The organism is Elusimicrobia bacterium HGW-Elusimicrobia-1 (assembly GCA_002841695.1).
GTDB lineage: Bacteria > Elusimicrobiota > Endomicrobiia > PHAN01 > PHAN01 > PHAN01.
This window is the reverse complement of the sequence record PHAN01000022.1, coordinates 1-24,665: the sequence shown is the minus strand read 5'-3', so window position 1 is coordinate 24,665 and position 24,665 is coordinate 1. Positions and strand designations below refer to the sequence as shown.

The 24,665-nt window shown below is 52.9% G+C and carries 18 protein-coding genes and 1 tRNA gene; 16 read left to right on the top strand and 3 right to left on the bottom strand.

What is annotated here, in order from left to right:
• Positions 1-154: 154 nt before the first annotated feature.
• The 3 genes from CVU77_08960 to CVU77_08950 are packed head-to-tail and all read right to left on the bottom strand — an operon-like array spanning position 155 to position 3,013.
• The gene (locus tag CVU77_08960) at positions 155-2,092 is read right to left on the bottom strand and encodes a hypothetical protein (GenBank protein ID PKN00709.1); all 1,938 of its coding nucleotides are present in this window, start codon (positions 2,090-2,092) and stop codon (positions 155-157) included.
• 59 nt (positions 2,093-2,151) lie between these two features.
• Entirely contained in the window at positions 2,152-2,667 is a 516-nt protein-coding gene (locus CVU77_08955) for a hypothetical protein (GenBank protein ID PKN00708.1), read from the bottom strand.
• Positions 2,654-3,013 carry a hypothetical protein gene (locus CVU77_08950; protein PKN00707.1) on the bottom strand — a complete coding sequence of 120 codons (360 nt, stop codon included), beginning with the start codon at positions 3,011-3,013 and terminating at the stop codon, positions 2,654-2,656. Before CVU77_08950 ends, CVU77_08955 begins: the two co-directional genes overlap by 14 nt.
• A gap of 362 nt (positions 3,014-3,375) precedes the next feature.
• On the opposite strand from CVU77_08950, the gene CVU77_08945 reads away from it, so the two are divergent.
• The 16 genes from CVU77_08945 (at position 3,376) to CVU77_08870 (ending at position 24,397) form a co-directional block, all read left to right on the top strand.
• Positions 3,376-3,462, top strand: a tRNA-Leu gene (locus CVU77_08945).
• A 37-nt stretch (positions 3,463-3,499) separates the two neighbouring features.
• Positions 3,500-3,637 (top strand): 50S ribosomal protein L34, encoded by a 138-nt coding sequence (locus CVU77_08940; GenBank protein ID PKN00706.1) that lies wholly within the window; start codon positions 3,500-3,502, stop codon positions 3,635-3,637.
• Complete coding sequence (gene rnpA, locus CVU77_08935; protein PKN00705.1) at positions 3,637-4,002, top strand: ribonuclease P protein component; 366 nt, start codon at positions 3,637-3,639, stop codon at positions 4,000-4,002. Before CVU77_08940 ends, rnpA begins: the two co-directional genes overlap by 1 nt.
• On the top strand, positions 3,999-4,208 hold the full coding sequence (locus CVU77_08930) for a membrane protein insertion efficiency factor YidD (protein ID PKN00704.1): 210 nt from the start codon (positions 3,999-4,001) through the stop codon (positions 4,206-4,208). The genes rnpA and CVU77_08930 overlap by 4 nt, the downstream gene beginning before the upstream one ends.
• Positions 4,209-4,447: 239 nt before the next feature.
• On the top strand, positions 4,448-6,022 hold the full coding sequence (locus CVU77_08925; GenBank protein PKN00703.1) for a hypothetical protein: 1,575 nt from the start codon (positions 4,448-4,450) through the stop codon (positions 6,020-6,022).
• Between the two features lie 29 nt (positions 6,023-6,051).
• A complete protein-coding gene (locus CVU77_08920) occupies positions 6,052-6,780 on the top strand; it encodes a hypothetical protein (protein ID PKN00702.1) in 729 nt (242 codons plus the stop codon).
• Positions 6,781-6,848: 68 nt separating this feature from the next.
• Positions 6,849-8,300, top strand: a complete 1,452-nt coding sequence (trmE, locus tag CVU77_08915) for a tRNA uridine-5-carboxymethylaminomethyl(34) synthesis GTPase MnmE (protein PKN00701.1) — start codon at positions 6,849-6,851, stop codon at positions 8,298-8,300.
• Positions 8,301-8,355: 55 nt separating this feature from the next.
• Complete coding sequence (gene rsmA, locus CVU77_08910) at positions 8,356-9,156, top strand: ribosomal RNA small subunit methyltransferase A (GenBank protein PKN00700.1); 801 nt, start codon at positions 8,356-8,358, stop codon at positions 9,154-9,156.
• A 286-nt stretch (positions 9,157-9,442) separates the two neighbouring features.
• The gene (locus CVU77_08905; protein PKN00699.1) at positions 9,443-10,834 is read left to right on the top strand and encodes a chromosomal replication initiator protein DnaA; all 1,392 of its coding nucleotides are present in this window, start codon (positions 9,443-9,445) and stop codon (positions 10,832-10,834) included.
• Positions 10,835-11,294: 460 nt separating this feature from the next.
• Entirely contained in the window at positions 11,295-12,446 is a 1,152-nt protein-coding gene (dnaN, locus tag CVU77_08900; protein ID PKN00698.1) for a DNA polymerase III subunit beta, read from the top strand.
• Positions 12,447-12,467: 21 nt separating this feature from the next.
• Positions 12,468-12,857 (top strand): hypothetical protein, encoded by a 390-nt coding sequence (locus CVU77_08895; GenBank protein PKN00697.1) that lies wholly within the window; start codon positions 12,468-12,470, stop codon positions 12,855-12,857.
• Complete coding sequence (gyrB, locus tag CVU77_08890) at positions 12,854-15,316, top strand: DNA topoisomerase (ATP-hydrolyzing) subunit B (protein ID PKN00696.1); 2,463 nt, start codon at positions 12,854-12,856, stop codon at positions 15,314-15,316. The genes CVU77_08895 and gyrB overlap by 4 nt, the downstream gene beginning before the upstream one ends.
• Positions 15,317-15,496: 180 nt before the next feature.
• Positions 15,497-17,995 carry a DNA gyrase subunit A gene (locus CVU77_08885; GenBank protein PKN00710.1) on the top strand — a complete coding sequence of 833 codons (2,499 nt, stop codon included), beginning with the start codon at positions 15,497-15,499 and terminating at the stop codon, positions 17,993-17,995.
• Positions 17,996-18,144: 149 nt separating this feature from the next.
• Positions 18,145-19,572, top strand: coding sequence for an RNA-splicing ligase RtcB (locus CVU77_08880; GenBank protein PKN00695.1), 1,428 nt, complete (start codon positions 18,145-18,147; stop codon positions 19,570-19,572).
• Between the two features lie 167 nt (positions 19,573-19,739).
• Positions 19,740-22,970 carry a hypothetical protein gene (locus CVU77_08875; GenBank protein ID PKN00694.1) on the top strand — a complete coding sequence of 1,077 codons (3,231 nt, stop codon included), beginning with the start codon at positions 19,740-19,742 and terminating at the stop codon, positions 22,968-22,970.
• Entirely contained in the window at positions 22,967-24,397 is a 1,431-nt protein-coding gene (locus CVU77_08870) for a hypothetical protein (GenBank protein PKN00693.1), read from the top strand. The genes CVU77_08875 and CVU77_08870 overlap by 4 nt, the downstream gene beginning before the upstream one ends.
• Positions 24,398-24,665: the final 268 nt, after the last annotated feature.

Here is a 24,665-nt window from a genome sequence, read left to right as displayed (position 1 = left end):
GAACACAAGTATTTATACAAAATAATTGTTACGAAGTTGTTACGAAGAGATAAGACGTGAATCGTGAAGGGTAAAGGGGAAGGGTTAAAGGAAAACTACTCTTCACCCTTCACGCTTTACGCTTCACCCTTCACGTCTTTTGTTACGAAGGGGGCTATTTGAAGACATCCCGCTTGAGTTGGTCGAGTTTTTCGGCGCCCTGTTTTTTCAAGGTCTCTTCCGCTTTGCGTTTTTCTTCTTCCGCGCGTTTTCTTTCGCGGTCTTCGATTTCTTTTATTTTTGCGCTTATCTCGTCCGTCCTGGCGCGAACTTCGTCAACCCGAGCGCGGGCATCTTTCTCAAGAGCGACGGCTTCGGACATCGCCGCGGCGCGTTTCTCGTTATATTCCTTCATTAACTCGGCGCGTTTGGCGTCGGTAAGCCGGTCGACTTCGGCGCGAAGGCGGGCGCGCGCTTCATTGAGTTTTTCGCCGAAGAGACCTTTGAGCCGCTCCGATAAAATTCGGTCGATGTCGGATTCCAGAGTGACTTTAAGATCGCCCGCGCGACCGCGCACCAGGGCCGCGATTTTGATTTCGTTTATGCCTTTCCAAAGATCGGCGATCATTTTGCGCGATTCGTCCGCGTCGGCAGCCAGGCGGTAAGAAATTTTGCTCACACCGAGACCGAGCCGCGAGTTGATTTCGTCGTCGACGAACTCAAGCGACATTTCGACGGCGGCGCGGCTATCCTCGAAAGAAGGCAGATATTCGGATTCCGGCAATCCCAGAGATTTTCCGTCCATCCCCTTGTAAGCGATGTTGAAAGAATCGCGGGGTAAGTCGGTGGTGTGGTCAAAAACGGCCGAGGCATCAAGCGAACGTCCGCCGCCCGCGCCCGAAAGTTTTACAACAGCGGGTTTTCCCCATAAAACGGGGTCGCTCGTAAAATCCGACGCGTACCCCAGAAACGCCACGGGACTCGCAATGTCGCCGAACTCGCCGGAAAGCGATATTTTTTCGACGAGAAACTTCGGCCTGGCCTTAGGGCCGGGAAATTCTATGTCGCGGCCTTTGAGACGCGGCCGCACTTTTATTTTTTCTTCTCCTTTCTTGCCGGCGGGCATATACTTTCTTATAAGCCCCATATAATGGATGGCCGTATTTACCCTGTCTATCCAGACGCTGCCGAAAAGAGCCGACGAAATATTGCCCGACGGAAGCGACGGCAGTTGAAGCTTGTCCGAGATTCTTTTGAGGTCGGCGTTTTTAAGTTCCTCAACGCGGGCCAGAATATCTTTTTCTTTACCGAAATCGGCGGATATTTGCTCGCGCGCGGCGGAAATATCGTTAAGAGTATTTTGGGCGGTTTCGCCGGCTTTGCCGAGATTTTCAAGCGCGCCGGCGGCGGCGCGGGCTTCTTCGACGTTGCTTATGCTTATTTTGGAGGCCGACGAGAGGGCTGACGAGACCGTCTCAAGACGGGCAGGGACGTTCAGATTTGCAAGGTTTTGGGTGTTTTGCGTATATTTATATTGCAGTCCCTCTTTCATTTTATCGAGTTCGCGCGGGGCTTCAAGTTCGTCGAGCTTTATCATGTCGGGCGAAATTTTTCCAAACGCCGCGCGGGCGTCTCTTATTCCGGAAGCGGCGGGGAGCGCGGAGATTTCGCTCTTTCCTTTTTCAAGGATGGCCGAGGCAAGACGCGACGCGACTCCGTCGGATTTTTGCGCTTTTTCGATTTTTTTGACTTGGCGGGGAGGGAGGGCGCCGGAAGTTTTGCGCGGAGCGCCGAATCTGATACCCGCGACGGACATTTCTTCTATGTTTAATTTGGCCGAAAGCAGCGGCAGCGGACGCACGGCGAATTTTATATTTTTTATTTCGACGAGATTTTTCCAGGCGTCGGACTTATCGGCGATTTGTACGCCCTCTATGTTTATGGACAAGTCGGAGAGTTTCGTCTTGAGCCGCGCGACTTCCACTCTGGCGCCGAATATCGCCTCGCCGGAGGCGGTGACCGCTTTTTTAAGCAGCAAGTCGAGAAAAAGAATGTTGAAAGCGACAACCACAGCCGCGACTATGGCGAAAGGCCCTATAAACTTCCATCTCATATTATTTATATCCTCCGAAAATATTGGGCAAAAAGTGTCCGCCTGATTTTGTACGCGATTTAACTTTTCATATTATCGTACAGCGAATAAAACTTAGTGACCTTGAAGGCCTTCATTATTTTGAGGTTTGCGACTTTGTCTTTCAGATTGACGCGGTAATAAACAACAAACTTTTCGGCGGCAAATGTAACGGGCGCAAAAAGCGCGGCGGCAAGAACGAAACTGCCGAGCATTACCGTGTTGTAAAATCGCGTGAACGGAACTATGGGAACGTTGTAAAGCTTTACCCACAAAGGCGACAGAAATTCCATTCGCGCCAGGAAGAAATATCCGACGGCGTCGGCAGCCGGGTCAATGGCAAAAGACGCAATGGCAAATACGGCCGCGCCCAGCATCGCGGAAGCTATGTTCACGTTGAGTACCATTATGATGAAAAACACGGCGAGATTATTGACGATGTTCGACGGCGGCAGCCCCAAAAACGCTCCCAGTGCAAAGCCCGCCGCTATCTGACGCGGGGAGATATCGGAGTTGAGTATCATTATTATCTTCTTTAAAAATTTAAGCCAAATCATCGCTTTTTTCCTCCACAGAAATTATATCTCCCTCGACGATAACGTCCTCGCCGAGCGTTCCGGCCGCCGTCTCTATGACCATACGCGCTTTGGCGACGGGTCCGGCGAGCCGCCAGGGCCGAATGTTGCGCGTCACCCTTAAAACCGCTCCGTCGCGGCCGATGAAAGCCGCGTCTATCGGAAACCGCATAAAAAATGTGTGTATCGCCGAGCAGGGCGCAATGACAAGCGCCGAATCCGGCGGCAGCGACTTTTTAAACATCAGCCCGCGCAGACGCAAAAAGAAACCGTCGGCTTTGGCGGCGAGGGCGGCGACGGTTTTCTTTTTTGTCGAGTTGTATATCATTTGTTTGATTATACAACTTAGCCGTTCGTCCGGTCAAACGGGCGTAAACGACGCGCGGGGGCGTTTTTATATCGGAAATACCCGTGCCTGCCCTACTATTCGGGCGACCACGAATTCCGTGGGATTGCTTCGTCGTTCATCGAGTAGGGGCATATAATTATACGCCCCTACAACTCCTCGCAATGACAAAAATGGTTTTGCCCGTCGCTTCACCACAGTTTTATTTTTACTATTTTCTATTCACTATTTACTATTCACTGCCTTTAAGAATACTTGACTGTCGGCGGGGATTTTAGTAGAATTGATGTGGAGTGCCTCAAAGTAGCGGTTGGCTTATGCAAAGAACCCACATTGTAGGAAAAGGGCGAGTGGCGAAAAGGCATACGCACAACACTTAAAATGTTGCGGTCTCAAAGACCATGTGGGTTCGATTCCCACCTCGCCCACCAGAACAACCGCTCAATGTTAAACAACTAAGGAGTCCCGATGCCGAAGAGAACCTACCAACCCTCAGTAAGAAGAAGAAAGAAAAAGATGGGCTTCCGCTCCAGAATGAAAACTCACGGCGGCCGCAAAACCATCAACCGCCGCCGGCAGCACGGCAGGAAACGTATCGCCGGCTGATGTCGCCTAAGCTCCGCTACAGCGAAAGAATCCACTCATCCGGGGAATTCGCCGCAGTTATAAGCGGCGCCAGATACTTCAACTCCGAATATCTCAGGATATTGGTGCTCGCGCGCGACGGGAAACCGTCGAGGATAGGCCTTGTCGTAAGCCGCAAGGTCGGGCCAGCCGCGTCGAGAAACCGTCTCAAACGACGCCTGAGAGAAATTTTCCGACTGACCAAAGACAGCTTTCTGAAACCCGCCGACGTAGTATTTATGCCGAAAGCGGGCGCCACGGCGCTGGGCTACGACAAGCTCCGGGATCTCGCCGACAGGGCGTTCGGCGCGGCGGGTCTGGTCGGAAAAACCGGAAATTCCAAATGAAAACGGCGATATTCTTTTTTATCGATTTTTTCAGGAACTTCCGCTTCGCGCCGGCGGGAGCGGCTTGCCGGTTTCATCCGTCCTGCTCGTCATACGCCAAGCAAGCCGTGGACAAATACGGCATTCCCAGGGGCTTGTGGATGGGCGCAAAACGATTATCCCGATGTCACCCGTTTTCCAAAGGCGGATATGACCCGGTGGAATAAGGCAATTTGAGTCAATTGAAAAAGTGTCCAAAATGTCACCCTGGATCCTTCGCTTTTGTCACGCGGAGTTTATCCTGAGGCATTATGAGATTCTTCGCTACGCTCAGAATGACGCTCGCCGAAGGACCCAGAATGACGCTCGTCGAAGGACCCAGAATGACGCTTGCCGAAGGACTCAGAATGACAAATAACGGGGATTTTCAATTGACTCAATTTATAATTTTTAAGGAGAAATTATAATGACAAAAAACACTATTCTGGCCGTGGCGATATCGGTGGGATTTCTTTTTCTGTGGACAAAATATTACCGCCCCGCGCAAATTCCCCCCTCCGCGCCGACGGAAACCGCCGCGGCGGCCAAAACTTCGGAGGCCGTCGAGGGCGCGGGCGGACGGACAAAGCCCGCCGAGGCAATTGCGGGACAATCGTCGCGCAAATCACCGGCCGAAACTCAAAAAACACTCGTATTTGAAACCGAAAAACTCCGCGCGGTATTCAGCTCCCGCGGCGGAGCTTTGATAAACTACGAACTCAAGGAAAACGGCGGAGCCGCCATGGTGGATATGGCGGCGCCCGGCTCGGCATTTTTCGCAACACTTCCGGACACACCGGCGCGGCTGATCAAACGCGGCGACGATGTCATATCGGAGCAAAAGACATCGGACGGAACGCTGATAAAGACATACCGCTTCACCGCCGACGGCCTGGCAGGTTTCGGCGCCGCCTTCGCGCCCGCCGCGAGCATCTCCAAGGGCGGACGGATAACCATAGACATGATGTTTTCTGCCGGCATCGGCGACGATAAAGCCGACGCCAAGGAAATCGCCTCCGGCAACGCCGTGAAATATTTCGACGGCAGGAAAGTCGTGCGCGTTAAGTCCGGCCGCTCATCGCTCGACGGCGCCGGATGGCTTGCGGCAGATTCAAGATACTTCATTTTGGCGCTGGTTCCGGTTGATGGCCAAGGTTTTGCGGGAGCTAAACTTGATGTATCTCCCAAAAGCCGCGCGACACCGCCTGTGGCCAATTTGTCCATAATACTGGGTGGCGCGGACAAAAAGGCCTCATCGGTCGATTACCGCGTAGTGGCCGGCGGAAAATCTTTCACTGCTCTCGGGACCACCGGACTGGGGCTTGAAAAAACTCTCGATTTCGGTTTTATGGGCCCGCTCGGCAAGTTCTTTATGAAAGCCCTGATAGCCATAAACAAAGTAACAAAAAATTACGGCTGGGCCATCGTCATTCTCTCGCTGTGCATCCAGGCCGTAACACTTCCCCTCTCGCTAAAATCGCTCAAGGCCACGACCGATATGAAACGGCTGCAGCCCTTGATGCGCCAGTTACAAACCAAATACAAGGACGACCCCAAGCGCATGAACGTTGAGGTGATGAACCTCTATAAAACGCACCACGTGAATCCGTTGAGCGGATGCCTTCCGATGCTTCTTCAGATGCCTATTTTCTGGGCACTGTTTACAACGCTCCGGAACGCTTACGAACTGCGCGGCGCGGGTTGGATTTTTTGGATAAAAGACCTGTCCGCCGCGGATCCGTTCTATGTTCTGCCCGTACTGATGGGCGCCGGAATGTTCGCTCAGCAAATGATGAGCGGAGCCACATCGGACCCGCAGAATAAAATGATGGGCTATATTTTCCCGGCTGTATTTACCTTTATGTTTCTTAAGTTTCCGTCGGGAGTGGTGCTCTACTGGCTCATCAACTCGGTTCTTACCATAACGATTCAGTTGTTCTTCCTGGAAAAAGAAATAATCAAAGAGCACAATGAAGTCGTAGTGGTAAAGCACAATAACTGACGCGGCCGGCGGAAGGTCGCACCTCTTTTATGAAATATGAGTTCAGAGGCAAAACCGTAAAAGACGCCATCGCCAAGGGACTTAAAAAGCTCTCTCTGCGCGAGAGGGACGTCGACATTACCATCCTCGACGAGGGATTGCGGGGTCTGTTTTTAATAGAAGGAAAACAGCAGGCCGTGGTAATGATGGAGCCGAAATCCGTCCCCCCCGCGGGTCCGCCGGATTATACCGAAGCGCAAAAACTTCTCAAGGAACACTCGCTTGAAATACTCGCGCGCATGGGTATAATCCCCGACGCCGTCAATACCACGATGATGACGGGAAGGATTTACTCCAATATAATCTGCAATGATCCCGAATACGTTCTCGACGAGGAACTTATAATTGCGCTCGAAACGGTCATATTTGAAATCATCAATAAAAGCAGGGATTCTCAGACAAAAAAAACGGCGAAATCCCTGAATCCCGTCGACGGCGCGTTGCGGCCGGCTGCGGATGTCGGGTGTCATCCGGTCATTAAAATACATCTCGACTGCAATTTTATAATCAAACACAAAGAAGAGAAAATACGGGAAGAAGCTCTCAAAATCGCCCGCGACACGGCCGCCGACGGCAAAACCCGCAAATGGCCCGGCGGGGCGCTTGGTTTTCATTATCGCAAAGTAATACACGATACCGTGCGCGACGTTAAAAGCGTCTCTTCAAGATCGCACGGACAAGGCGAAGAAAAAACTGTGGAAATTTTTTTGCTCTCATAAAATCTTTCCCGCCGGATTTTCCCTCCGCATTACAGGGCGGGGATGAAACGCGCCGGCCTCCCGAAATAATGTATCCCACCGACGACACAATAGCCGCCTTGTCCACACCGCCGCTTCCTTCGGCCGTGGCGATAGTAAGAATCAGCGGCCCAAAGTCCCTTGAAGTCCTTTCGCTGTTGTTTAGAGCCCGCGGCGGCGACAAAAAACCGGCGCCTCGGGTAATGACGTCGGGCGATATTATAGACCCCGCCACAAAAGAAGTCATAGACGAGGTGCTTGCGGTGTTTTTTAGGGCTCCGGCGTCTTACACCGGCGAGGACTCCGTAGAAATCCACTGCCACGGAAATCCCTTTATCGCCAAAAAAATTCTTGAAGCGGCCACAACCCTGAAAGGCGTTCGCGCCTCGGAGCGCGGCGAGTTCACATACCGGGCTTTCCTTAACGGCAAAATGGATCTGGCGCAGGCGGAAGCCGTTCTTGCCGTTATAGAATCAAAAACCGACTTTGCCTTAAAGACCGGTCTGGCGCAACTCAAGGGAAGGTTGGCCAAAGAAGCCGGTAAATGGCGGAAAGATATTATGGACATTTTGGCCACTATTGAGGCCAAGTTGGACTATCCGGAAGACGACACCGACGGCGAGACCTTCGGGGCGGGCCTGGCAGAACGCATCTTATCCATCAAAAAAGAAATGGAAAAGGCCGTAGAAAACACTGCCGAGATGTTCGCGGGAGAAGTGAATGTCGTCATAACCGGCAAACCCAACGTGGGCAAATCCTCATTGTTCAACGCCCTTGCCCGCGAAGATTTGGCAATAGTCGCGCCGGTGGCCGGAACGACCACCGACACACTTTCGGAGACCCTGAGGTGGGACGGCCTGCTGTGGAAGGTTCACGACACGGCGGGGCTTTCCGGGCGCCCCGCGTCCGGCGCTGTCGAAGAGATGGGACGGGCCAGAACGGGCGCGAAAATACAATCGGCGCACGCGCTCATAGCCGTATTCGACGGCTCACGCAAACTCGACGCCGACGACGTCATGACGGCAAAACTCGCCGCAAAGGTCGCCGACGGGACATCGCGGCGGGGGGAAACAAATCGCAGAGCGCTTGTGGCCGTGATAAATAAATCGGACATCCTTCCGGACGCCGCCGGAGCCGAAGATGTGCTGTCGATTTTTCCGGCAGAGTTGAAACCTCCCGTAATAAAAGCGTCCGCCGCAAAAGGCGAAGGCATCGACGCGATAAAATCCGCCCTCGCGGAATTGCTCACGGGCGCCGCCGGAAAGCGCCTGCCGGACGCCGGCGAAGTCATCGTGGCCAATGTGCGGCAAAAAAAGGCCCTGGCTGAGGCCGTCGAAGCGTTGGCGGAGGCAGCAAGGGTATGCGGAAGGACATCGCGGAACGAGGAACTTACCGCTCACCAGCTAAGGTTGGCGGCCGACGCCGTATCCGAAATCCTCGGCGAGATAACTCCGGACGACATCCTGAGTGAAATTTTTTCTCGTTTCTGTGTTGGCAAGTAGTGACAGGTCGCGACCTGTCACTACCGCAAAAATCTATTCGCGCGCAAATACCGATATGCGCACATATCTGGGACAAAACTTTCTTAAAGACCGCGCCATCGCGGAAGCAATCGTCGATGCGGCGCGGATAGAGCCGACCGACACGGTAATAGAAATCGGGCCGGGCAGAGGTATCCTTACTTCTCTGATTGAGCCGCGAGCCGCAAGAATCGCGGCGGTGGAACTCGACAAAAAGCTCATAGCGCCGCTGGAGGCGGCTTTCCCGTCGATAAAAATCGTTTCGGGCGATGCTCTTAAAATCGACTACGACGCGCTGACGCGGGGAAAACCGGCCGTATTCATAGGCAATCTGCCGTACTGCTCGGCGACGGCCATCCTTGCTAAAATAATCACAGGGGGGTTCTGGAAAAGGGCGGTATTTATGTTCCAGAGGGAAGTCGCCCGCAGAATAGCCGCGGAGCCGTCGAACCGCCGCTTCGGAGTAAAAGAAACGGGTTACCTGACCGCTTTCGCCCGCTACTATTCCATCCCCAAAATTCTTTTCGACGTCAACCCCGGCTCGTTTTCGCCGCCGCCCAAAGTGAGGTCGAGCGTAGTGGAGTTTGTGCCATCACCGCCGGAAAAGCGCCTGTCGGACAAGCGCCGCGAAAAATTACTCTTTGACATAATCGGCGCCGCTTTTTCACAAAGAAGAAAGACCCTGGCCAACACGTTGGCGCCGCTTGCGGGTGGCGATAAAGGTCTGATTATGCGAACGCTTGAAGCGGCGGGAATAAACCCCGCCGCCAGAGCGGAAACTCTCGACATAGAGGACTTTAAGAAACTCGCCACTGTGTGGGAAGTGATTAGTGGTTAGTGGTTAGTATTTTTCTGCTGTTCACTAATCACTAACCACTTCTTTTTATTTCACTATCCACTTCTTCTACACTATCCACTAACCACTAATCACTGTTTATTTGACACGTCACCACAAAAAAAGTATAATACCCGAACGGCTTTTTCCGATGATAAAAATTTAAGTTCCGTAGTTACGTGTCAGGTTGCATAGTGTCAGTATTTACTAAAACATAGCAATATACGATAACAAAAAGTATCAACATAAGTTATCAACATATGTTGAAAATTCTGTTGATAACATCTAAATGACTCGAATACTCCCAATGGAAAACATAAAGGAATTGTGGGATAAAATCATCGACGGCCTGAAAACCAAATTCACTTCGGATGTGGTGGATTTATGGCTTACACCGATTGAACTTTTCCACAAGAATGCCACCGAATTCGTCTTACAGGTGCCGAATAAATTTTTCCGCAACTGGGTGGAAGAAAACTGCCTTGCCGATGTAAAGAACTCTCTGGCGGCCGCCTACGGTCTGCCGTCGGGAAATGATGTCGGCGTTGAATACATTGAGTTGCAGAACGTAACCGGCGGGGAAATGACCGGAAGTGAAACACTCAACGCGGGCGGCGCAAAAGAACCGGTCGAACGAGTCGAAGCCGCCGTTACTTCTATATTCAACCCGAAGCTTTCATTCTCAAAATTCATCGTCGGAAAACAAAATCAGTTCGCCTACTCCGGCGCTTGGGCCGTGGCCAATGACCCCGGAAAACAGTATAATCCGCTTTTCATCTGGGGCGGCGTGGGACTGGGGAAAACGCATTTGCTCAACGCCATAGGAAACCGCGTAAACGAAAACTTCCCAAAGGTGAAAACGCTTTACGTGCAAACCAAAACATTTATAAACGACTTCATCGACTCCATACGTTTCGGCACGCCGGCAACCTTTCGCAATAAATATTCGAATGTGGAATGTCTTCTAATCGACGATATACAGTTTCTTGTGGGAAAGGCAAGCTGCCAGGAAGAATTTTTCTATACCTTCAACGCTATCTATGATTCCAAAAAACAAATAGTTCTTACTTCCGACAAACCTCCCAAAGACATAGGCGGATTGGAAGAGCGTCTTATATCAAGATTCGTGTGGGGTCTGGTGGTTCCGATAGACCCGCCCGACCTTGAAACCCGCATAGCCATACTCCGCTCCAAGGCGGACGAAGAGCGCGTTTACGTGCCGGAAGACGTAATACTCTATCTGGCCAGCGAAATAAAAACCAACATACGCGTTTTGGAGGGCGCGCTCACCAAGGTAGCCGCCAACGCGGCCCTGCTGGGAACGCCTCTTACCGTCGACACGGCAAAAAAAATTCTGCAGGATATAATTACAAAAGAGAAAGAAACCAGGCCCGTCACCATAGAAAGGATTCAGAAAGCGGTGGCCGAACACTATAGTTTGAAACTCTCCGATCTCAAATCCAAAAGACGCACGGAAATGCTCGCCATTCCCAGACACATAGCGATGTATCTGTCGCGCGAAATGACCCCATCGTCGCACGCGGCCATAGGAGAAGAGTTCGGCGGCAAAGATCATTCGACCGTGATACACGCGATAAACAAAATTAAAGCCAAAGCGGAATCGGACCCGTTTTTTAGCGCGGAACTCAATAAAATCGTAAAGAAGATAAATTACGAGTGAGAAAACTCTATCTTTTTACGAATAAAAACCCCGGGCTTTGCAGACGTTGATACGAGTATTATTCCCCTTTTAACAAAGGGGAATAATACCCCGGCTGTGTTCCCCTTTATTAAAGGGGTGGCAAACCGAAGGTTTGACGGGGTATTTGCAGCCACCCCTCTTTTTAGAGGGGAATAATGACTCGTCCCGAATACCCCGTCCCTTCGGGACACCCCTTTTGGTAAAAGGGGAATAATTGGTGATAACTTGCTGATAACGTCCTATTTATGTGGACAAGCCGGCGGCGGTATGGATAACTTGATAACTTGACGGGATTTTCAACCTAAAGACCAACATTAAGTATTGTCTCGTTTGTATTGTTTTTTGTGATACTTAAACAACCGCATATGCGGTTCTCAACCGTTTCAACTTGCTTGTTACTATTACTACTAATTATTAAATTTAACGGAGGAAGTATATCATGCTTATAAAAGCTCCAAAGGAAAAGTTGCTCTCGGTGCTCAACGTGATTCAGAATGCCGTATCCACGAAGACCACAATGGCCATTCTCAACAATTTTTATATCGGCATAAAAGGCCAGACGGTTCATTTGGCCGCGACGGACCTTGAGATATTCGTGGAGGCGACGTTTAAGGCCGACGCGCTCAAAACCGACAAAGAAAAGCCGGAACTGTCCGACGGCGAATGCGCCATTCCCGCCAAACGTTTCATAGAAATGGTCAGGGAGCAGGACGCCGGCCGTCTCATAGAAGTCAAAACCGACGACGGTTCGCGTCTTAACGTAAAGTGCGGACGTTCGCGTTTCAACCTGCCGTGCTTTTCTCCCAAGGATTATCCCGAGCAGCTCGAATTCCCCAAGCAGAAAATAATCTCGGTTCAATCGGTGCTGCTGCGCGATATGATAGAAAAAACCATCTTTTCCGTTTCGGTCGAAGACGTAAGATACGCTCTTAACGGGGTTTATTTCGTCGTCGAAAAGAACACGCTTAAACTTGTGGCGACCGATTCGCGCCGTTTGGCTTTTGTATCCGGCGAAATAGAGGGCGCGAAATTTTCGCATACCGCAATCGTGCCGCATAAAGCGCTCGTGGAACTCCTTCGGCTTATGGATCTTATGGAGGCCACCGAGATAAAAATAGGTTTTTCGGACAATCAGGTTTCTTTTGCCGTCAACGAAGCTATATTGAGTTCCCGGCTTATCGATTCCGAATTTCCCAATTACGAACGCGTTATTCCCAAGGAGTCGCAGATAACCTCAAAGATAAAGGCGCGCGAACTTCTGGGCGGTCTTAAGCAGCTGCAATTCCTGGCGCAGGACAAATCAAGCGCGGTGAAATTCTCGTTTCAAAAAGGCGGCATCAATCTTATGGCGTCAGTGGCCGGTGTGGGTCAGGGCGAGGTGGAACTGGACGCGGATTATACGGACAAGCCCATTGACATAGTGTTCAATCTGAATTATGTAATGGATTTTCTTAAAGTGGCCAAGGATTCCGAAATCAGAATAGAACTTGTTTCGGGGGTAAGTCCGGTGGTCTTTTCTCCGTCGGACGCGCCGTCGGTTCCCAATCTTAAAAAGTATTTGTACATAGTGATGCCCATAAGGACGGAGTGATTCGACCGTCGCCCAAAAAATATGTTTCCGAAGAAGCCGCGTTATCAGTACAACAGCCGGCCCGGACCGCGGATTTTCAACCGGAAGCCGTCGGCGGCCGCGGTCGCGCCGGAGCAGGCGCTCAAGGCCGTAAAGTCGGCTCTGGCGGCCTTCGGGCTGACGGACGATATCAGGAAGGTCTTTGAGGCGTGGGATGAGCTTCCCGCGCAAGTAAGAGCGGGATGCCGTTTGTCGGCGGCCGGTAAGGGCGCGATTTTTGTGGAAGCGCCGTCGTGCGCGGCGATGCATCAGATTTTTTATAACAAAGCCCTGATAACGGAGTCGCTGAACCGTCGCATGGGCACCCGATACGTGCGGGAAATTAAAATAGAACTGTCACATTCAACGAAAGGAAAAACAAAAACATCATGAGCAAGAACACAGGCGTAAAAACTCAGGCCTACGATTCATCCACAATACAAGTTTTGGAGGGTTTGGAGCCGGTCAGAAAGCGCCCCGCTATGTACATAGGTTCGACGGGTCCGCAGGGTCTTCATCACCTCGTTTATGAAGTCGTGGACAATTCCATTGACGAGGTTCTCGCGGGGTACTGCAAAAATGTCGACGTTATCATTCACGCCGATAATTCGGTGACGGTAATCGACGACGGACGCGGAATTCCCGTAGACGAGATGAAGGACGTGAAAGACCCAAAATTCAAGGGTAAGCCGGCTCTCGAAGTGGTAATGACCACGCTGCATGCCGGCGGAAAATTCGACAACAAATCTTACAAAGTTTCCGGCGGTCTTCACGGAGTGGGCGTTTCGTGCGTTAACGCGCTTTCCGAATATCTTGAAGTGGAAGTTTCCCGCGACGGCAGAATATATTTCCAGCGATACGAGCGCGGCGCGGTAAAAACACCCGTGACGCCCAAGGGCAAGGTCGACGACACCGGCACAAAAGTTACTTTCAAACCCGACACGGTCATATTCGGCGACGCCGTATATTCTTTTGATATTCTCTCGAACCGTTTAAGAGAACTCGCTTTCCTGAATCCGGGCACGCGCATAACCATAGTCGACGAGCGCGAGGACAAGGAGCACACGTTCAATTACGAGGGGGGAATAGTAAGTTTCGTCAAATCCCTTACCGCCGGCAAGACCACGCTTCATCCCGCGCCGATATATTTCCGCAAGGAAAAAGAGAATGTCATTGCCGAGATAGCGGTGCAGTATAATGATTCCTACACCGAGCAGGTCTTCACTTACGTCAACAACATCCGCACCGTCGAGGGGGGGACTCATCTTACGGGATTCCGCTCGGCCCTGACGAGAGCGCTGAACGATTACGTCAAAAAGAAAAACCAGAACATAACGCTTTCCGGCGACGACGTCAGAGAGGGCCTTTGCGCCGTCATATCCATAAAAATGCCCGACCCTCAGTTCGAGGGTCAGACCAAGACGAAACTCGGCAACTCCGACGTGGAAGGATTAGTTAAGTCCATCGTCGGCGATTCTCTGGCGACTTATTTCGAGGAAAACCCCAACGTAGCCAACAAGATAATCGAGAAGGCAGTACTCGCGGCCGAAGCCCGCGAAGCCGCCAGAAAAGCCCGCGAACTCGCCCGACGGAAAAGTGCGCTCGATACGGCGTCTCTGCCCGGGAAACTCGCTGACTGCTCGGAAAGAGACCCCGATAAAACCGAACTCTATTTGGTCGAGGGAGATTCGGCCGGCGGCTCGGCCAAGCAGGGCCGCGACCGGACTTTTCAGGCGATACTTCCTCTTAAAGGCAAGATTCTCAATGTGGAAAAATCACGCCTTACGAAAATTCTCTCCAACGATGAAATACGCACGATGATAACCGCCGTCGGCGTGGGCGTCGGCGTCGGCGAAGAGAACTTCAACATCGCCAAACTCCGCTACGGCAAAATAATAATAATGACCGACGCCGACATAGACGGCGCGCACATAAGGACTCTTCTTCTGACGTTTTTCTACCGTCAGATGACGCCGCTCGTGGAGCAGGGAAATATCTACATTGCCCAGCCGCCGCTCTACAAAGTCAAGAAGGGTAAAAAAGAGATGTACGTCGAGACGGAGGATAAACTCAATAAGTGGCTGCTTGCCGAGGGTTATGCCGCCATTGAAGACGTCGCCGTGCTTAAGGGCAAGGCGTCAAAAAAACTCGACGTTCCCGAACTCAAAAACCTCGTCGCGTTGCTTGCGGAGATAGAATCGTTGTTTAAGAAACTTGCGCGCAAGGGCGTTGCCGTCGACGACTATTTCAAATTCGCGCAAGCCGCTCAATTTCCGCTTTACAGAATCGATCTGGAAACTCCCCCGCTTTACATATACACCGAGAAAGAGTGGAAGGCGTATAAGGCCGATTATATCCGCGTACAGCAGGAGAAACTTGCCGCGGAGATGAAAGCGGAGGGCGAGGATGTAAACCCCGAGTCGCTTGTATCCGAGTTGGGGCCCGAGTTAAAAGATCTCTGGGAAATCGCCAAAATAAACGAAACCGCAAAAAAGCTCGACGATTTCGGTTTTTCTATGGCCGACTACGCGCCGTCGAATTCGCCGATAATCCGTATAAAACTTTCAAAGGATATCGTCGAGGCGAGTTCGCTGGCGCAGCTGCCGGAGGAAGTCCGAAAGATCGGGACATCCGGATCTTCGATACAGCGTTACAAAGGTCTCGGAGAGATGAATCCCCAGCAGTTGTGGGAAACAACTATGGATCCGAAGAACCGCAAGCTCTTGCAGGTGCGGCTCGAGGACACCATCGAGGCCGACAGAATATTTACTACGCTTATGGGCGACAAAGTGGAGCCGCGCCGGCTTTTTATAGAGCAGCACGCTCACTTAGTCAGAAATCTGGATATATAAAAAGAATAGATTGCTTCGCAATGACAACCATCATAAAAAGTATTTGAAAGGAACCGCGCAATGCCAGACAAAAACGACAAAGAAAAAAACGACAAACTTCCGCCCGAGAGAGAACTTCCGTCGGACGAGAAAACGCCGCCGGAAAAAACCGATGCCGTCGCAAATGCGCTCGCCGCCTCTATGAAACAGGAAAACCTCGACATCCTGCCGCCCGGCGTGAGCCCTCGCAATATTGAAGACGAAATGAAGACGTCCTTCATCGATTACTCGATGAGCGTCATAATGAGCCGCGCTCTTCCCGACATAAGAGACGGCCTCAAACCCGTTCACCGTCGCATACTTTTTACGATGAAAGAGATGGGCCTTCGCCACAGCACCGCGTACAAGAAGTCCGCGCGTGTCGTCGGCGACTGTCTCGGTAAATATCATCCGCACGGCGACATGGCCGTATACGACTCTATGGTCAGAATGGCGCAGGATTTTTCGCTGCGCTATCCTCTCGTCGAAGGCCAGGGAAACTTCGGCTCGATAGACGGCGACTCTCCCGCCGCGATGCGTTACACCGAAGTGCGTCTCGCCTCGATCTCCGAAGAGATGCTCGGCGACCTCGACAAAGAGACCGTCGACTTTATGCCGAACTACGACGGCTCCATGGAAGAGCCGGTAATCCTGCCCGCCAAGCTGCCGAATCTTCTTATAAACGGCTCGGCCGGAATCGCCGTGGGTATGGCCACGAACATTCCTCCCCACAATCTTACGGAAGTCCTCGACGGAATTTCCGCCCTCATAGAAAACCGCGACATAACCATCGCCGAAATCGGAAAAATAATCAAAGGCCCCGATTTTCCGACGGCGGGCATACTTTACGGCCGTTCCGGCATAAAAAATTATTTCGAGACGGGCCGCGGTTCGGTAAAGATTCGCGCCAAGGCCGAAGTGGAAGGCATCAAGGGCAACCGGCAGGCGATAATAATCAACGAACTTCCGTACCAGGTCAACAAGGCCAATCTTTTAGAGACGATAGCCGACCTCGTCCGCGACAAAAAGCTCGACGATATTTCAGACCTCAGGGACGAATCCGACCGCGACGGCATGCGCGTGGTTATAGAACTAAAACGCGACGCCAATGCGCAGGTCGTATTAAACCAACTTTTCAAACACACGCAGATGCAGGTGTCCTTCGGCGTGATAATGCTCTCAATTGTCGACGGCAAACCCAGAGTGCTTAACATAAAGCAGATGCTCGAAAATTACATCGCGCACCGCAAAATAATCGTCGTCCGCCGCACGCGCTTTGAGTTAAAGAAAGCCGAAACCAGAGCCCACATTCTTGAGGGTCTTAAAATCGCGCTCGATCATCTCGACGCGGTCATAAAGACGATAAAAGAATCCAAGGACGTCGAGAACGCCAGAGAACGCCTGATGGAGAAGTTCAAACTCTCCAAAATACAGGCGCAGGCCATACTCGACATGAAACTCCAGCAACTCACCAATCTGGAGCGCAAGAAAATCGACGACGAATATCTGGAGCTCATAAAACTCATAGAAAAACTTAAGTCCATCCTCGCCGATCCCAAAAAAGTGCTGTCTGTCATAAAAACCGAGCTCGAGGATTTGAGGGAAAAATACGGCGACGAGAGACGCACCAGGATAATAGCTCAGGCGGTGGAACTCGACGAAGAAGATCTTATTCCGCACGAAGAGGTCGCCGTCACCATATCCCACGCGGGCTACATTAAGCGCATACCGCTTTCCACGTATCGCGCGCAGGGGCGCGGCGGACGCGGCGTCACGGGTATGACGACGAAAGAAGAGGATTTCGTCGAAGATTTATTCTCTACGGACACGCACGCGTACCTGCTGTTGTTCACCAGCCGCGGAAGATGTTACTGGCTGAGGGTTTATGAAATACCCGAAGGCAACAGGGCGTCCAAGGGCAAGGCGATAGTCAACTTCATATCCGCCTCGTCGGAAGAGCGCGTGACGTCGACTATACCGATACAGGCGTTCGACGGGGACAAGGAAAAGGGGACATATCTTTTGATGTGCACCAGGAACGGCACGATAAAAAAGACGCCTCTGTCGGAATATTCCAATCCGCGCAAGGGCGGCATCATCGCCATTAATCTTGAACAGGGCGACGAACTTATGGATGTTAAGCGCACCGACGGCAAGTCGGAGGCCATTATCGCCACCGCCGACGGTATTGCGATTCGTTTCAAAGAGACCGACGTGCGTTCCATGGGCAGAGCATCCAAAGGCGTTCGCGGAATAAAACTCGACAAGACCGATACTGTTGTGGGCATGGAAGTCGTGGGCAAGGACGATATTTTTCTTACGGCCTCCGAAAACGGATACGGCAAACGCACCGAAGTCGGCAAGTATCGTCTGCAGACCCGCGGCGGCAAGGGCGTCAAAAATATGAAGACGACCGACCGCAACGGACGGGTCATCGGCGTTAAAAAAGCGATGGATACCGACGACGTTATGCTTATGACTCAAAAGGGCATAACTATACGCCTGGCCTGCAAGGCGGTTTCGGTCATAGGAAGAAATGTCCAGGGTGTGCGATTGGTGCGGCTCGAAGAAGGCGACCGTCTTGCGGCTATAGCCACCGTTATAAAAGAAGAAAATGGTAACGGCGACAGCGCCGGAGACGTCGTCGAACCCGCGCAATAATTCCCCCTTAATAAAGGGGGAATAAAAATAACAACCCCCCACCCCCTTTATTAAGGGGGAATTTCTTTCTTTTATTGGGGAATATAGGGGGATTTTGAATGTAGGTGTCCCCGTCGGAAATTAAGCGACAATTCGCGTATTGGCGATGTATGACATCAATCATTCCACTCACAAAAATCGACGACTGGCGATGGCGCATTGAACAAACCGGCGATATGCTTGTGCCCGGGATTGTTTACGCGTCGGAAAAAATGGTCCCGCACATTATCGCCGAGCGCGCGGCCGAGCAGGTGGCGAATGTCGCCTGTCTTCCCGGAATCGTCGGCGCTGCGATGGCTATGCCCGACGTTCACTGGGGCTACGGATTTCCGATAGGGGGCGTGGCGGCTTTCGACGCGGACACCGGCGTAATATCGCCGGGGGGCGTCGGCTACGACATTAACTGCGGCGTACGACTTCTCAGGACAAATCTTTCCAGAAACGAAATAACAATCTCGGAATTGATAGACGAACTTTTCCGCCATATTCCGTCGGGTGTGGGTTCCACGGGCAAAATTACTCTGTCGCAGTCGGAAGTCGGGCAGGTTCTTGAAAAAGGAGCCGGCTGGGCGGTAAAACGCGGTTTCGGCGTTCCGTCGGATATTGACTTTACCGAAGAATCCGGAGCCATGGATGGAGCTGATCCCGAAGCGGTCTCGCCCCGCGCTGCGTCAAGAGGACGCGAACAACTGGGCACACTCGGCGCAGGCAATCATTTTCTTGAAATTCAGGAAGTGGCGGAAATTTACGACGCGAGCGCCGCCGCCGCTTACGGTCTTTTTGCGGGGCAGATTACCGTAATGATTCATACCGGTTCCCGCGGGCTGGGTTATCAGGTTTGCGATGACAACGCCAAATCTTTCGTCGAGATATCCCGCAAGTACTCCATACGGCTTCCCGATCACCAGTTGGCTGCGGCTCCGTTTTCATCGCCCGAAGGTCAAAAGTATTTTTCCGCCATGGCGGCCGCCGCAAACTACGCATGGGCCAACCGTCAGCTCATTACCCACTGGACGCGCGAAGTTTTCACAAGGGTTCTCGCCCGTCCATTGTCCGATATAGGACTGGAGCTGGTTTACGACGTGGCGCACAATATAGCCAAGCGCGAAAAACACGCGGGCAGGGAAGTTGTCGTGCACCGCAAGGGCGCCACGAGGGCTTTCGCGGCGGGACATCCCGACATTCCGCGCGCTTATGCGGACATCGGGCAGCCGGTGCTTCTGCCGGGAACAATGGGTACCGCCAGTTATGTTCTTACGGGCACTCAACCGGCGATGAAAGAAACGTGGGGCTCCAATCCGCACGGCGCGGGCCGCGTTATGAGCCGCTCGCAGATATTAAAAAAAGTGCGCGGCGAACAACTGAAAAATCGCCTGGCTTCCGAGGGTATTTATGTCGTTTCCGAATCGTGGAAAACTCTGGCCGAGGAAGCGCCGGAAGCTTATAAAGATATTTCTGAAGTGGCGGCTGTCTGCTCCGGAGCGGGAATCGCAAAGAAGGTAGCGCGGATGCGGCCTCTTGGGGTCATAAAGGGGTAAGACGGTGAAAAAAGCATAAACGTTCCGCGTTCGCCGGTCAGCGGCAAAAAATCTCCCCGGCCCGTGTTTACGGGTTTTTACCATAAATGTTCCCTCCGACGGAATATCATGAAATCTGACATTCGGCAAATTGAACCGATTTGATCCGCGCGCCGCGAGGCGACAAGATGAATCACGGGGATAAAATAATTTATTTCGTTGCGCGCCTGAGACGGCGATATCTGATTGCGGCCGTGGCGCGGTTGCTTGCGGATTCGACAGTTTTTGCCGCGGCCATATTCGGTCTCGCCGCGTTTGCCTCGGCGTTTCTGAATGTTTCCGTAATCGGTTACGCCCATCTGTCGGCGCTGCAGGGCGCGTGGACGGTTTATCTGACGGTTCGCGCGGCGATAAAATTCAAATTCGCCTGCAAACCGGCCCGGCTCATCAGTATTCACGAACACCTGAATCCTTCTCTGTCCGACGATTTCTCGACGGCATATTCCCTTCTGACCGATAAGTCGTATGCCGCAGGCGCGGCGGAATTCCCGGAAGTTCTGGCCCTCGCCCACATAGAAAAAACTTCAAAGCTGCTCGATGCCTCGCGCGCCGAGGATTCTGTGCCTTTCGGATTGTCGAAAAAAGCGGCGGCGCTTGCCGCCCTCGCGGCTTTTCTTGCCGCGTTCGCTCTGGGTTATCCTCTCAAATTCCGCTCCGCTCTCATTGCCCTGTCTAAGTCGTCGCTGGATTCATCCGCCATTGCGGTGTCGCCCGGCGATACGCGCGTTGTATTCGGCGACGGCGTCGAGATTTCCGCCGCGCTGCCGGTATCATCGCGCGAAATTCCGCGGCTTTACGTCTCGGAAGGGGGAAAACGCGCCGTAAGAATTGCGCCGGAGTCGTCGGTGTCGGCGGATTCCGCGGTGTGGACAAAACGTTTTGAGGCGGTGTACGAGGATATGAAATATTACTTCGCGCTGGGCGGCGCTCGCACTCGCGAATATCGGATAAAGGTGGAGCATCCGGCCGTTTTCCGGAGGTTTCTCGTCAAATATGAATATCCGTCGTACACGAAAACCGACTCCCGCGTAACGGAAAACGACCCGAATTTGGAATACCTCGAAGGAACGTCCGTCGAAATAACGGCTTTTGCGTCGCGCAAGCTGGATGCCGCCTCGATAATAATCGGCGAATCCGTTTCAAAGATGAAGCTGGACTCCTCGGGCCAAAAGGCCTCTGCGCTGCTGACACCCCGACGTTCCGGCGTATATAAATACGCGACTTCCGCCGGCGGCTTCGAGTTTCTTTCTCCGGAATATCGCATTGATGTAAAACGGGACCTCGCGCCGACGGTAGAAATCGTTTCGCCCGCGCGGGATATTATGGCGGCCGGGGACGAGAAAATACCGGTGGTTTTTGTCTGCCGCGACGATTTCGGCGCGGTGTCGGCGACATTTCATCTATTGGGCGGCCAAGAGTCGCAATACGCCGTGTCTCCGACGGAGGACGACACTCCGCGCAAATGGATAGCGGAACACACGCTGGATTTAAGAAAGTTAAAACCGGACGCATCGGGCATAAGATACTGCGTGACGGCGCGCGATGCGGCGGGAAATATCGGCCGTTCGGCGACGTACGCCATCGAGATAATGACGTACGAAAAAAATCATGAAGCGATAATATCGGAGTTGGAGGCGTTCGCTTCGTCGTCAATGGATATTCTGAGCGCGCAGACGGCCGCCCGCGATTTACTGGAAAAACAAAAGACCGCGCCCTGGGAACGGCTCGCCTCGGAGCAGACGGCCATCCGCGCCTCGGCGCAAAAGTTGGCGTCTGCTCTGTCGGCGACCCTCGATAAAATGTCTTCCGACCCTTATTTCGACGGCTATCTGATGAAAGAATACACCGGCATACGCGATGACCTTAAAGCCGTGGCGGCCAAACCTATGACCGATGCCGTCGATGCCGCCGCCGCCAAAGAGCGCGAACGTTTGGCCTCCGCCCAGTCGCGCGCCGTCGCCGCGCTTGAAAATCTGGCGCTTCTGGCCGCCGACGTCGTAAAATATCAGCGCTATGCCGACATCGAAACGGATTTTCTGTCGATGGAGCGCGGATTCGACGCGGCTATGGAGGCGCTTGAGGCGCTCAACGCGGATGCCCTGTCCGCCGAATTGGGCGAAATATCGCGCGTTATGAGCGAGATAGAAAAACTCATCCGCGATATGCCGCAGCTTCTTCCGGAAGATTTTGTCAATTCGCAAGCCGCGCGCGATATGGATTTTCCGTCGGCGAAAAATCTTCTCGACGACATCCGCGCCGCGGCGGCCGCGGGGAATATGTCGTCGGCCGCCGAAATGATGTCCAAGATGAAGGCGGAACTCGTAAAAATGCGCGACCTTCTTAAAAAGGCGTCGGAAAACCTCTCCGTCCGAAGTCGTCCCGCGGAATCCGCGGCGGCTCTTTCGCGCGCGTCCGGCGAATTGGCGGACATTGTCGCGGAGCAGGAAAAAATACTCGCTTCGACGGAAAAAACTATTTCGGCCCGCCGCTCAAGAACTCTGGCCGGGCAGGAAAGCATACTCAAAATCCTTGCCGTCCGCCAGCGGGCCGCCGTAGAAAAAGCGCGTTCGTTGTCGGGCCGCCACGCTCCCGCGGCCTGGCCTCTAAATCTTATGGAAAATATCCGCGAAGAGTTCGCGCGCGGAAAAGTATCCAATTCGCAGAAACTGCTCGACGACGTTATATCGTGTTACGGCGGCATAATATCGGGTATGGAATCGTCCGTAAGTCCCTCAAAGGAATCCGATATTGCGGCCGCCCGGGAAATATCGGACGAAGAAAAAGAAATATCGCGGATACTTAAATCAAGTCCCGAAGCGCCGCTGACATCGCAGGAAAAAAAGACGTCCGCCGTCGACGCTTCGCGGCAGGCCGCGCTCAAAGGCCGTTTGTCGTCGGCGCGTGACGCTCTGGCAAAACTTGCCAAGGGGACGGCGTCAGTGCCTTACGATACCCTTGAGACCATCGCCGAGGCGATGGACCTGATGGGCGTATCGGCTGCCAAGCTCTCGGGGTTTGCGCCGGAATCCGGCGCGGCGGATCAGAAAAAAGTTATTGAGTTGCTGGCGTCGTCGTCGGAAAATCTCTCGTCGGCGTCGCAGGGGATGGGAGGCGCGTCGTTCGGCTCAAGGCCGGCGCCTACGCTGAGGCCGTCGGGCGGCGGTAGCCGCGGGGCCTCACCGGCGTCGGGCGCGGGGGGTTTTACGGGCGCGCGCGAGGAAAAAGTCGAACTTCCCGGCGCGCAGGATTATAAAGCGCCGCAGGCGTTCCGTCAGGACATACTCAAATATCTCAAAGAGAAACATCCCGCCGATTACGAGGAAATGATAAAAAAATATTACAGGCGGCTGGCCGAATGAAAAACGCGATTCTTGCGGCGGCGGCTTTGACTTTGCTGTTTTTCGTTCCGTCGTCGGCTTACTACGAAACCCAGTCGGAAAAAGAGTTTTACCGCGTCATTGAGGCGGGTGATTTCGATGCGGCGGAAAAACTTGTCGCGGCCGCGTCGTCGTCCGGACAAAAACGGCTGTCGGCGTGGCTGGCTCTCTATCGGGGAGATTATCCCGCTGCATCAGGGCTGTCGTCGCCGCCGTTATCGCAAAAAGATTTTTTGGCAAACTATTCGGCCTATATGGCCGGCCTCTCCGACGGATTTCTTCAAAAAGAATCCGAAGGATTTGTAATACGCTATTTTGCCGACGACGCGCTGCTTGCCGACTTTGCTCTGGAGCGTCTTGAAAAAATCCGCTCTACCGCCGCGGACATATTCGGATATGCCGCGCCCCAAAAAGTTTTGGTTGAGATTTATCCGGACAAAGGCAGTTTTGCCGCCGCGAGCACGCTGGGCAAGGAACTCTTGGAGAAGTCCGGCACCGTCGGGATATGCAAGTTCAACCGCCTGATGATACTTTCCCCGCGCAACCTTGCTCTGGGATACGCCTGGCTCGACACTCTCGCGCACGAATATTCGCACTTTGTAATTAACCGCGTCAGCAAATACAACTGCCCGTTGTGGGCGCACGAGGGACTGTCCCGGTGGACGGATACTCTCTGGCGTTCTGGCAAACCGCTTTATCTGTCGGATTATTCCGCTTCCCGACTTTCCGCTTCGGCTAAGTCCGGCAAACTTATAGCGTTCGACAAGATGTCGCCCTCGCTGGTCTATCTTCCCACGAAAGACGACATCTCCCTTGCGTTTGCGCAGGCGGCAAGTTTCGTCGATTTCATAGTCGCGGAATATGGCGACAGGGTAATACCGGAATGGCTTGCCGAAATGAGAAAGTCCGACGAGAAAAAAGCGCTCGCGCGCGTTACGGGGAGTTCGTTTGCAAAAATCGAGCGCGGATGGCGCAAGCATATCGCGGGCTTCGCCGTTCCGGCCTCGACGGGACTGCCGGATTTGCCGCAATATGAAATTCGCTCCGAAGAAGAACTGATACCGTCGGACCTTATGAGGCACGCGCGCCTCGGCGACGAATTTCGCCGCAGAGGAAATTTTGAGGCGGCTCTGACCCAGTACGAGCGGGCGTATGCCGCCGACAAGAATCCGGTTGTGGCCGTCAAAGTCGCCCGCGCCATGATTTTGCTGGGACGGCTCGACGAGGCCGAAGGTTTTATCCGCGCCGTCTCCGACGGCAACCGCAATTACGTCACGCCCCATCTTGTGCTGGCCGAAATCGCGGCGCTTCGCCTCGACGGACCGTCGGCACGGGCGCATTACGAAAACGCTTTTATGATAAATCCCTTCCATCCCGGACTGTATGACGCGCTGAAAAAAAATCCTTAAAAAAACCTTGAAAAAATCTCAAACCATTGCTATATGATGTGACGGTGGTTTTTCGGCGTCCTTATCTTAAAATTGTGGGGAACGGGAGGGGCGTTTATGCCGTTGAGAATATCGTATATTGTCGCTTTTGTCGCGCTTGTCTGTAATTCCGTTTGCGCCGCCTCCGTCCCCCGCCTGATGAACCTGCAGGGCCGCCTCACCGACAAAAACGGCATACCTCTAAGCGGCGCATACGAAGTAAAGTTTTCCGTCTGGAATTCCGCCTTGG

Excerpts from the sequence above, each read along its gene's own strand:
- CVU77_08960 (PKN00709.1), bottom strand. The coding sequence starts at position 2,092 with ATGAGATGGAAGTTTATAGGGCCTTTCGCCATAGTCGCGGCTGTGGTT.
- CVU77_08955 (PKN00708.1), bottom strand. The coding sequence starts at position 2,667 with ATGATTTGGCTTAAATTTTTAAAGAAGATAATAATGATACTCAACTCC.
- CVU77_08950 (PKN00707.1), bottom strand. The coding sequence starts at position 3,013 with ATGATATACAACTCGACAAAAAAGAAAACCGTCGCCGCCCTCGCCGCC.
- CVU77_08940 (PKN00706.1), top strand. The coding sequence starts at position 3,500 with ATGCCGAAGAGAACCTACCAACCCTCAGTAAGAAGAAGAAAGAAAAAG.
- rnpA (PKN00705.1), top strand. The coding sequence starts at position 3,637 with ATGTCGCCTAAGCTCCGCTACAGCGAAAGAATCCACTCATCCGGGGAA.
- CVU77_08930 (PKN00704.1), top strand. The coding sequence starts at position 3,999 with ATGAAAACGGCGATATTCTTTTTTATCGATTTTTTCAGGAACTTCCGC.
- CVU77_08925 (PKN00703.1), top strand. The coding sequence starts at position 4,448 with ATGACAAAAAACACTATTCTGGCCGTGGCGATATCGGTGGGATTTCTT.
- CVU77_08920 (PKN00702.1), top strand. The coding sequence starts at position 6,052 with ATGAAATATGAGTTCAGAGGCAAAACCGTAAAAGACGCCATCGCCAAG.
- trmE (PKN00701.1), top strand. The coding sequence starts at position 6,849 with ATGTATCCCACCGACGACACAATAGCCGCCTTGTCCACACCGCCGCTT.
- rsmA (PKN00700.1), top strand. The coding sequence starts at position 8,356 with ATGCGCACATATCTGGGACAAAACTTTCTTAAAGACCGCGCCATCGCG.
- CVU77_08905 (PKN00699.1), top strand. The coding sequence starts at position 9,443 with ATGACTCGAATACTCCCAATGGAAAACATAAAGGAATTGTGGGATAAA.
- dnaN (PKN00698.1), top strand. The coding sequence starts at position 11,295 with ATGCTTATAAAAGCTCCAAAGGAAAAGTTGCTCTCGGTGCTCAACGTG.
- CVU77_08895 (PKN00697.1), top strand. The coding sequence starts at position 12,468 with ATGTTTCCGAAGAAGCCGCGTTATCAGTACAACAGCCGGCCCGGACCG.
- gyrB (PKN00696.1), top strand. The coding sequence starts at position 12,854 with ATGAGCAAGAACACAGGCGTAAAAACTCAGGCCTACGATTCATCCACA.
- CVU77_08885 (PKN00710.1), top strand. The coding sequence starts at position 15,497 with ATGAAACAGGAAAACCTCGACATCCTGCCGCCCGGCGTGAGCCCTCGC.
- CVU77_08880 (PKN00695.1), top strand. The coding sequence starts at position 18,145 with ATGACATCAATCATTCCACTCACAAAAATCGACGACTGGCGATGGCGC.
- CVU77_08875 (PKN00694.1), top strand. The coding sequence starts at position 19,740 with ATGAATCACGGGGATAAAATAATTTATTTCGTTGCGCGCCTGAGACGG.
- CVU77_08870 (PKN00693.1), top strand. The coding sequence starts at position 22,967 with ATGAAAAACGCGATTCTTGCGGCGGCGGCTTTGACTTTGCTGTTTTTC.